General features: G+C 49.3%; 8 protein-coding genes. All 8 read left to right on the top strand.

Going from position 1 to position 8,824, the window contains the following annotated elements; translation table 11 throughout:
* The first annotated feature begins 453 nt into the window (after positions 1-453).
* Positions 454-843, top strand: coding sequence for a DUF6799 domain-containing protein (locus AC23NW_RS35590; protein WP_180270104.1), 390 nt, complete (start codon positions 454-456; stop codon positions 841-843).
* Positions 844-894: 51 nt separating this feature from the next.
* On the top strand, positions 895-2,697 hold the full coding sequence (locus tag AC23NW_RS35585; RefSeq protein WP_099076910.1) for an alpha-amylase family glycosyl hydrolase: 1,803 nt from the start codon (positions 895-897) through the stop codon (positions 2,695-2,697).
* Between the two features lie 56 nt (positions 2,698-2,753).
* Positions 2,754-3,338: a hypothetical protein gene (locus tag AC23NW_RS35580; protein ID WP_099076911.1), complete on the top strand. Its 585-nt coding sequence runs from the start codon at positions 2,754-2,756 to the stop codon at positions 3,336-3,338.
* Complete coding sequence (locus AC23NW_RS35575) at positions 3,319-5,190, top strand: FAD-binding oxidoreductase (protein WP_487455413.1); 1,872 nt, start codon at positions 3,319-3,321, stop codon at positions 5,188-5,190. The genes AC23NW_RS35580 and AC23NW_RS35575 overlap by 20 nt, the downstream gene beginning before the upstream one ends.
* 4 nt (positions 5,191-5,194) lie before the next feature.
* Positions 5,195-5,962: a hypothetical protein gene (locus tag AC23NW_RS35570; RefSeq protein WP_487455411.1), complete on the top strand. Its 768-nt coding sequence runs from the start codon at positions 5,195-5,197 to the stop codon at positions 5,960-5,962.
* An 11-nt stretch (positions 5,963-5,973) separates the two neighbouring features.
* Positions 5,974-6,732: a cytochrome c3 family protein gene (locus AC23NW_RS35565; RefSeq protein ID WP_487455410.1), complete on the top strand. Its 759-nt coding sequence runs from the start codon at positions 5,974-5,976 to the stop codon at positions 6,730-6,732.
* 67 nt (positions 6,733-6,799) lie between these two features.
* Positions 6,800-7,528, top strand: coding sequence for a helix-turn-helix domain-containing protein (locus tag AC23NW_RS35560; protein ID WP_293687890.1), 729 nt, complete (start codon positions 6,800-6,802; stop codon positions 7,526-7,528).
* 67 nt (positions 7,529-7,595) lie between these two features.
* The coding region (locus tag AC23NW_RS35555) for a sterol desaturase family protein (protein ID WP_487455408.1) at positions 7,596-8,824 on the top strand (1,229 nt) is incomplete at its 3' end.

The raw sequence follows: 8,824 nt of genomic DNA, 5'->3' as shown, positions 1-8,824 counted from the left end.
TACCGAACCGGACACCACCCACTGGAAAAAATTATGTCTCCGTCTGGAAATACGTGCGTCAGGTCTCATGAATTATTGCCATGATGGTGGTTGGGGAAGGTTTTTATTAGATAAAGCTCCTATGATAACAAATAGGAGCTTTATCTAATCGCATAAAGCACTAAGTCTTATACATTCAATCCCTAATCCTGCCGACTGTCAGCCAATTAAAAAGAGACAAAATTTTACAAGACAGCTGTATGTTCAGTACGGTACATTTGTCGTAGCACGTCCGATTTCACCCAGAACGGCTACGTCTAAAATTTATCATCTGTGTAGCTGATTATCCTCATACTGGCGTGTTGTCTGAATTGGGAAGTTTGTAACACCTGATAGCGGGTTGTCGGCTTATGTTGGTTCCAAGCTACGCCCGCTTTGTATCGTATCTATTTAAAACCAGTTACTTTTAAAACCATGAAAAAGATAACTTTCGCTCTGACACTCATGTTGATCGGAGCCTTTAACACTACCTACGGGCAAAGTGAGCATTCGGCTCACAACGCTCTGACTGGCCAGACCAAGCAGGCGGGTCAGGCAGCACACGAAGAGTACATGGTCATGCACAACGGAAAGATGATGATGGTTCACCAAGGAAAGATGACCCCCATGACAATGGACATGACGATGAGCGACGGAACGCTGTGCATGACCGACGGTACTTGTAAGCGGAAAGACGGCATGGTTGTCAAAATGAAAGAAGGCGACCACTGCATGATTGAAAATGGCAAAATGGTGATTCATGCCGGTGACGAGAAAATGCCTAAACAGAAAAAGAGTAAGATGAAGAGCATGAAGGATGAGTAAAATCCGGCAACTGTATCATGACCATTTTCACTAATCTATTTTTCAAGAGGTATGAACCGCCTTGCTTCGTTTACATCGACGCCAATAACCGGCGATAGGCATGGCAGGCTGGCGTCTCCAGAGTTTTACAGGAACTCGCGTGAGCAAATATTCCATTCGTTGCCTACGCTGCGATCTGTACAGGATATTCAACTGGAGCCGAAGCCCGGTAAACGTTACTGGCCGAACTGCCACCGCGAATGGCGGGAGGAATTCATTTATTTTATCTTAATCGACCGGTTTCATGACTCTTTGTTGCGGCACGCCCCCGATCAGAAGGAACGTACCCATGGCTTCGGTACTGCGGAAAATTTAGGGAATTTCTGCGGAGGAACTTTCGAGGGAATCATTCAGCATTTAGACTATGTGCGCACATTAGGGTGCACGGCGCTTTGGCTAAGTCCAGTTCTCGAAAACAACTTGACAGCTTACCACGGCTACGCCACACAGAATTACTTAGCCGTTGACCCCCGTTTCGGTACGCAGAACGAGCTGGAGCACTTGGTGGAAGCCGCCCACCAGTTGGATATGCGGGTATTCCTGGACATCGTTCTTCATCATTCGGGCGATAACTGGTTTTACCCAGACGACGAACCCTTTTACCATTATCGGGGTGTTCGATTTCCGTTCGGTGACTGGCGGTGGAACGACCGCCCTTTACCCGTTGAATTGCGTAATCCCGACATGTATAACCGACAAGGCAGGATTCGAAATTTTGATGCCTACCCAGAAACACTGGAAGGGGATTTTTTCGGATTAAAAGCATTTCGCAATGACGCATCTCCTGAAGCGGCCGATGTGCTCGATGTATTAACGAAAGTTTACTGTTACTGGATGCAGGAATTAGATATCGATGGCTTTCGGATCGATGCTGTAAAGCACTTACGCCCTGAAGCTATTCACTACTTCTGCAATCGCGTTCGGGAATATGCTTATCGGTTGGGTAAGAAAAATTTTTTCATTTTCGGTGAGTTAGTGGGTTCCGATCATTTGTGTACAGATTACATTGGTCCTTATAAATCCACCTCAACCGTTGATGTGAATATATACTATGGATTGGATTCAGTACTTGATTTCCCTTTGTACAACATACTGGAGGGGGTTATCAAAGGAGTGGCCTCTCCAACCCGGCTCATTGAGCGATATGCAGAGTTACAGGACCAGGCCCTACATCGCCATCCGCTGGGCGAGTATCTGGTAACGTTTCTGGATAATCATGATCAGATAGGTCAATCGGTAAAACAACGGTTCGGCTACGGTGCTACGGATAAGCAGATTATTGCAGGCGTCGGCTATTTGCTTTGTGCTTTAGGGACTCCCTGTTTGTATTACGGCACTGAACAGGGGTTTGATGGTTCTGGAGCCGATGATCGTTGGGTTCGGGAATGTATGTTTAACCCTGAGGACTTAGGAGTAAATGCCTTCAATCAAAATTGCACTATTTATCAGGCTATTGCTCAACTGGCTTGTATCAGACGCAAGACACCTGCGCTTAAATTTGGTCGAATGTACTGGCGCGAGATTTCGCTGGATGGACAGTTATTTTATTTGCCAACGGAACCGGGAAGTTTACTCGCTTTTTGTCGGATGTTACACGACACGGAGGTTTTAATCGTTTACAATTCCTCGTGCAGCGAGATTCAGACCGGATACGTAATTGTAGATGCAGAACTGCATAAACGAGCTAATAGCTTTTTCTTTCTGTACGGTTCTTCCGGGGAAGCTCCGCTATTAGGCGGGCTGGATAGCTCTATGCCCCGTTGTGTTCAGGTACAGCTACTACCCACGCAATTGGTTATTCTAAGTGCAGGCTAAAAGTAGCTCCGTCTTTTATTTCTATTTTGGAACATTCACTAAACATTCTATTTACCATGAAAGCAATGTTTAAGTCCCTGTTTGTGGTGCTGCTTGGCTTGGCCGCTTTTACGGGATGCCGTGACAACAATAAATCCGTCAACGACACCCTGACGGCTACCACTCCAACAGACCGTGTAATGCATGACGATGATTCGGGCATGAACATGATTCACCGGGGCATGGATATGGTCAAATCGGGCAATGACCTGATGCATCAGGGGCAGATGGCCGATGACAAATCTGTGATGGAGCGGGGTATGAAACTGGTAGATGAAGGCATGGACATGATTGCGATGGGCAAAGAAATGATGGGTAAATCGTCGGCCACGGCATCGAGTCAGCCGATGGCCGATGATATGGATGCCATGGGCCAGGGCATGAGCATGATGAGCCAGGGCATGGACGTGATGACTATGGGCAAAGACACGGCTGCCAAAGGTATGGGGTCTATGAACCAACCCACTATGAGCAAAGGTATGGGTATGATGGACAAAGGAATGGGTATGATGAGTAAGGGGGCAACCCAAATAAAAAAAGCTTCCAAAGACCCTATGCAGAAAGACCCCCCGATGATGGATGATGACAAAGACGATATGTAAGCCCTATACTGTAGTCCGAGCCTGTACGGTGCTGCTGCTGATTAATTGGGGAGCCTGGGCTCAAAGCGATCATCAGAAGCACCACCCCCAGCAGGCTACCATGCCATCGGCCCAACCCATGTCGATGAGTACAAACCCAGCCCCCGACAGTGCTAACGGAAAAATGGCGGGGGGTATGAAGGGTGGAATGAAAGGGGGGATGGAGAATGAGATGGGTAACATGATGGAGATGGGGAAGTCGCCCCCGAAAGAACTCTTTCCATCAATGATGCAGGCACCACTCGACCCTGCCCAACGAGATGCTCTTGGGCAATTTGCCAACGAACGCATTCGTGATGGTAACAGTCTCTTAACGTCGGGCCTGCAAGCCCTAAAGTCAGCTACTGAAGCACAGAACCAGGCGTCCGCTCAGACGGCCATGGAGCAGATCCATCAAGGACAATCTCTGCTTAAAAGTGGATTAGCCGCTCAACGAACGCTGGCGGAGGGAACTGACCCCCGCATAACAGCCCTATCGTGGTTCAAACAGCAGATGAATTTGCTGCCTGTGGAAGCCATTGAACAACCGCATGGATTCTTCGGGCTATCGTGGTTTCATTACATCACCATGTTGTCACTGGCCCTGTTTGTCGTGGCCGTGGTGGGCCTGTATATTCAGAAAATGAAGCGGGCCAACGCACTCGTAGCGAAACTGGCCGGTATTTCGCCGGAAACCCCCGCACCGGCATCAGATGCCATACCAACAACAACGACCTTACTAACTCTCGTTTCAGCCGTTAACCCTGACATTGCGCCTTCTAAGCCTAATTCATGGTCTGGTACGTTGCTAGTAACCGAAATATTTGACGAAACGTCCAACGTTAAAACATTTCGTCTGGCTGATCCAATCGGCGGGAAACTCCCTTTTAACTACTTGCCAGGCCAGTTTATTACCGTTACGATCGAGCAGGCCGGGGTTCCCGTGAAGCGGTCTTACACGATTGCCTCGTCGCCGACGCACCGGGATTTCTGCGAAATTACCGTGAAACACGAGCCGCAGGGGATAGTTTCTCATTACCTGCATACCCAGGTTAAGGAGGGTGCCTTACTACAGTTCACGGGCCCGTCGGGAAAATTTACCTTCTCCGAAGCCGATGCGGAAAGTGTTGTGCTCATTGCCGGGGGAGTAGGCATTACGCCCATGATGAGCGTCGTCCGGTATTTAACCGACCGGTCGTGGAAAAAGGATATTTTTCTGCTTTTTAGTTGCAAAGACCGGGTCAGTATTATCTTCAGGGAGGAACTGGAATACCTGCAAAAAAGATATGCAAATCTGCACGTAACCATTTCGTTGAGCCAGGAAAACAGCCCAGCCGAGGGTATTTATCTTTCGGGACGTATTACGAAGGAAGTGCTGAATGCCCGCGTAGCGGACATTACTTCCCGTCGCATTCATATCTGCGGGCCTGTCCCCATGATCGATGCCGTCAAGCAGATACTTAGCGAGTTGAACGTGCCGAAGGAGAATGTGCGGGTCGAATTATTTCCGGCTCCGGCCCCCCCCAAAAAAACGCCCGTACCACCGTTGGGGGCAACAAGTTCGACCGATACGGCTGCGGTTGTTACGTTTGTGAAATCAAACAAAAAAGCCCTGCTAACTCCCCACAAGTCGATTCTGGAAGCGTCGGAGGAAGTTGGTGTCAATATTGATTACTCCTGCCGGGTCGGTACGTGCGGCATTTGTAAAACGAAACTGCTTACGGGGTCGGTAACAATGGCCGTTGAAGACGCCTTAGATGATGATGACCGGGCACGACATATCATTCTGGCTTGCCAGGCTAAAGCAACCGGCCCGGTTGCTGTTGATGCGTAGAATCATGCAAAGCGAACGAAAAATAATCGGGAGTTTACTGGTGCTGCAACTTGGCTTATGGCTAGGCTTTTTAGTCCATCGTTCACCGCGCTTTCCCGGTAGCCTGACGGGGGGCTTGCTGGCAGTAACCGGAGCTGTATTAATGGTGCTTCCTCCGCTCGTTTACTCAGTCGCTAAACGAATTGCTTACCTGAAGCCGTTGATTACTCGTCGTATACCGTTAGGAACGCTGCTCAGTTGGCATATCTATACCAGTATCATTGGGGCTATACTGGCTATACTGCATACCGGTCACCGTTTTGAGAGTACATTAGGTATCGTATTGACTGCCATGATGCTGCTCACAATCCTGAGCGGATTTATCGGACGGTACTTCTTGGGTTATGCATCTATGGAACTCCATGAAAAACAGACCCTACTTAATCAATTGGCTACTCAGTATAACCAGATGGTCAGCGGGGGCGGTCAACAACCGGCATCTGATTTTCAGTACGCGGCTACTCACTCGTTGATGGGCCGTGTTTTTAACAGCGTATGGGGGACGACACCTGCCGTACTTTCCAGTGATACACCACTGGGGGTACGGGCTGTTCGGTTAACCGAATCCATCGCTGATGTGGAATACGCCATCCGAACGCATGACCTCCTGAAACGACGTGTGACGCGTTGGCTGGTGTTGCACATTGTTACCTCCTGCGCGTTCTATGGGCTACTTATTTTGCACATCTGGTCTTCTATTTATTACGGTTTGCGATGGTTCAGCGGCAATTAACCTACTGGGCTTTGTGGGCATCCCTGCTGATTTTCGGTGGGGTGGTTTATTATACCCTTCGGTATGCGGAAGATAAGCCGGTTCATTGGAAAAATCAGGTCATGCCGGGCCAATTATCACTGGCACATGCTTCGATGAACGGCAACTGCGCATCTTGTCATACAGGCGTGAAAGGTGTTGATGAAACCAAATGCATTAATTGCCACGCTGCGGATAAAGCGTTGTTGGGCCGTCAGCCTACAGCTTTTCACGCCAATATCGGTAAATGTTCTGCCTGCCATATTGAACATCAGGGACCGAACGCTGATTTGCGAACCATGAATCATCAGGCACTGGCTGAGATAGGTGTTCAGTTACTGCCCAAGCTAAGGTCGCGCTTAAAAATAACAGCCAACGCTGACCTCCCTACGGGCCACCCCCTCGTTTCCTCGCTCGAAGCGGAACTTAATTGTTCGGGTTGCCATAGCTCCAAAGACCCCCACTTTGGACTTTTCGGAACGGATTGTGCGACCTGTCATACTACTACACAATGGACTATACCGGCATTTCAGCACCCCTCTGTTCGCTCCACGGATTGCGCTCAGTGTCATCAGGCTCCGCCCAGCCATTACATGGGTCATTTTGAGATGGTATCTAAGAAAGTTGCTTCACAAGGTAGCATACAGACTGGCGGTTGCTGCGAGGGCGTTCAGGTTAACCAGTGCTACGTCTGCCATCAGACTACGGCCTGGAATGATATCAAAGGAGTGGGCTTCTACAAACACCATTAAAAGATACGTTGAAGCAGATTTAAAGTAAGCTCAAGCAAATGTATGCCTTCATATATAGCACAACAATATGAATAAAACTCCATTACTACACTTGCACAACGGCTTTGCTTTCTACCAGGGCGACTTACGTTCGGTCAGTCTGCATCGTCACCACGCCGTTGAGCTGGTTATTAGCGAAGGCCCTTGTGAATTCTGGAATGAATCAGAGCCGCTCAAACAGGGACGAGTTATGCTGTTGGGGGCCGACATCCCCCATCGGTTCGTGGGCAGTGGCTTGCAGTGGTTTATTTATGTAGAGCCCGAGAGCGAGTTAGGTTTAAAATTAACCCAGTATTTGAACGGGCAACCGGCGGTGAGTTTTCCAGATACCTTAGCCGATAAACTACCCATCGCCGAGGCTACATCCGTGAATGAACTAATACACCTCTTTCAACAATTTACGGGATTCCTGCTGTTGGAGAAACCAACACCTGAGACTCGCTCCGTTGATAACCGCATTTCCAGCCTGATCGACTATATCAAATGTAATATTGACGGACCGTTAACCCTCCGTAAACTGATGGGCGTAGCCTGTCTTTCGGAAGGGCGATTGATACACCTTTTCAAAGAGCAGGTGGGCATTCCGATTCGCCGATACATTCTCTGGACCCGTCTGCAAGTCAGCGTTCAGCGTGTATTGCAGGGCGAAACCCTAACGCGGGCGGCCCACAGTGGGGGTTTTGCCGATTCAGCTCATTTCAGCCGCACGTTTTCCGAGATGTTCGGCATCCGCCCCTCCGATGTACTGCTAAAATAGCCGGTTTGTTCAAGTCTGCCGATGACGAAATGGCGTGCTTTGCAGCGGTTATTCGCCAAACACAAGCATGAACAAACGCATCTCGCTACTTCGCTATCTGCTCTATCCGGTTGTCTGGGTAGGCTCCTTTGTAATGATTTCTACCCTGCTCGCGGTGGGGGTGAATATCTACCTCGCTACACTACCCGTCGTTGCCGGGGCCGCTGTAGTGGTGTTGTTGCTGGAAAGGGCCTTGCCCTACGATACCGATTGGCTACACTCGAAGCAGGGCGACCTAAATCTCGATACGGTCCATTATGTGGTCAATTACGGCATTAAGGTTGTGGCACAACTGCTTATTCTCTGGTTGGGGCAGTCGCTGGTTGTGTGGACCATCTTCCCAACAACCTGGCCTTTATGGGGGCAGATTCTACTGGCCCTGACCATCATCGACTTTTTTCTGTTTGCCATTCACGCCTTAAGTCATCGTTACGAATGGCTTTGGAAATTGCACGCCATCCACCACAGCTCAGAACGATTATATTGGCTAAACGGCGATAAACGTCATCCGATTCATCAGGTACTGGAAGGCTTACCAGGAATTACGCTTTGTGTGTCGATTGGTACGCCGATGCCGGTTGTGGCGGGGGCATTAGCCGTATTGGCCGTTAACATGATATTGCAACACGCCAATCTTGACTACCGCGCTGGCTGGCTTAAACACCTGTTCAGCGTGGCTGAACTGCACCGCTGGCATCACCGGGCCGACTACAAAGACGCTCAGGTCAACTACGGGGCCTGGCTGGTTATCTGGGATAAGCTCTTCGGCACGTACTACGACGCACCGAGCCAGGCTGAACAGATTGGGCAGATTGGCATCGCCGAAGAACCTGATTTCCCACGTACCTACGCGGGGCAGCTTCGATACCCTTTTCGTCCTGGTACTAAACAAGTGAATTCACTGCTTTTGTCCATTGGACTAAACTTCTCTTTTCTGTCGTTTCAAACTCCTGAAGATAGCCTTTTGGGCACACGGCGTGCGCCCGACGGTAACGACATCAGCATCTATCGGAAAGGCGAGCAATACGACGCTAAACTTACCCATGTATCGAAACCGGAACTACGCAATCAATTGGGCAGTATAGTCATTTGGGGGATGCGCTACGACAAGAAACGAAATGAATGGAATGGAGGTCAACTAAAAATGCCGGGCATGGAACACACGGCTGAAGCTTTCATACGACTTAGTAATCAACAACTCACGATTACGGGGTATCATGGCTTGCGCTGGTTGGGAAAAAGTCAGACGCTGACACG

The organism is Arsenicibacter sp. R0_47 (assembly GCF_057652235.1).
Note: the sequence above shows the minus strand (reverse complement) of the source record. Positions and strands in the feature narration are given on the sequence as shown.

Excerpts from the sequence above, each read along its gene's own strand:
- AC23NW_RS35590 (WP_180270104.1), top strand. The coding sequence starts at position 454 with ATGAAAAAGATAACTTTCGCTCTGACACTCATGTTGATCGGAGCCTTT.
- AC23NW_RS35560 (WP_293687890.1), top strand. The coding sequence starts at position 6,800 with ATGAATAAAACTCCATTACTACACTTGCACAACGGCTTTGCTTTCTAC.
- AC23NW_RS35575 (WP_487455413.1), top strand. The coding sequence starts at position 3,319 with ATGACAAAGACGATATGTAAGCCCTATACTGTAGTCCGAGCCTGTACG.
- AC23NW_RS35580 (WP_099076911.1), top strand. The coding sequence starts at position 2,754 with ATGAAAGCAATGTTTAAGTCCCTGTTTGTGGTGCTGCTTGGCTTGGCC.
- AC23NW_RS35570 (WP_487455411.1), top strand. The coding sequence starts at position 5,195 with ATGCAAAGCGAACGAAAAATAATCGGGAGTTTACTGGTGCTGCAACTT.
- AC23NW_RS35585 (WP_099076910.1), top strand. The coding sequence starts at position 895 with ATGAACCGCCTTGCTTCGTTTACATCGACGCCAATAACCGGCGATAGG.